This window comes from Aerococcus sp. L_32 (genome assembly GCF_050689315.1).
In genome coordinates this window covers 1-882 of record NZ_JBOEQF010000752.1, presented here as the reverse complement: position 1 = coordinate 882, position 882 = coordinate 1, and the positions used below count along the sequence as shown (strand labels likewise).

The window sequence follows — 882 nt, the reverse complement described above, 5'->3', positions numbered from 1 at the left end:
TTATTTGAAAAACTGTATAATGAGAATGAAACATGGTTTGATAAAATTGCAGAACGTTTACTAGCTTCGGGATTTAAGCCAGCATCAACAACTGCTGAATTTCAGCAATTTACAATAATTTCTGAAGATCCGTCTGAAAAATATTATTCTGCTGAAGAAATGGTCTTACAGTTAGTAGAAGATTTTAGAACTAATCGTGAATTTACCGTTCGTGCATTGCGTTTAGCTCAAGAAGAAGCAGATGATGCGTTAGAGGATTTACTAATTAGTTATAAAGATTATTTAGATGTAAATATTTGGCAACTTCAAGCCTTTGTTAATAAGGATGCATTAGAAGACGATGATTATGTAGATAACGATTAATTAGGAGGAAAGTTGTATGGCACACCATCATCACCATAGTCATATAGATTGTATACGGTTAGTACCAATTTTTAACCATCTAAACGAAGAACAAATGAGTTTAATTGCACAATCAGCGCATGAAGTACATTATGCAAAGAATGCGTTGTTATTTGGAAATGGTGATAAAGATGACACATTATATATCGTAAATAATGGACGTGTACGTATTTATAACTTAAATGAATCCGGTCGTGAACAAACGGTACGCATACTAAATCCTGGTGATTTTATGGGAGAAGTGGCTATTTTTCAAACTGACAGTTACCATTCTAATTATGCTGAAGCAATATCAGAAGTAGGCATATGCAGAATCCATAAAAAAGATATGGATAACTACCTAGACGCTTACCCAGAAATTATGAGACGAATACTTTCAGATGTTACGAAACGTTTACAGGTATCAGAAAAGCAAACGATGCAGGTTGGTATGGAGCAGGTAGAGTCTCGTATTATTAATTTTCTAGCAGAATATGTTGA

The 882-nt window shown here is 33.8% G+C and carries 2 protein-coding genes; both read left to right on the top strand.

Annotation, left to right across the window (positions count from 1 at the left end):
* A partial coding sequence (locus ACRCJ0_RS16210) for a ferritin-like domain-containing protein (RefSeq protein WP_431391194.1) occupies nucleotides 1–363 on the top strand: 363 nt, incomplete at its 5' end.
* A gap of 16 nt (nucleotides 364–379) precedes the next feature.
* A partial coding sequence (locus ACRCJ0_RS16205) for a Crp/Fnr family transcriptional regulator (RefSeq protein WP_431391192.1) occupies nucleotides 380–882 on the top strand: 503 nt, incomplete at its 3' end.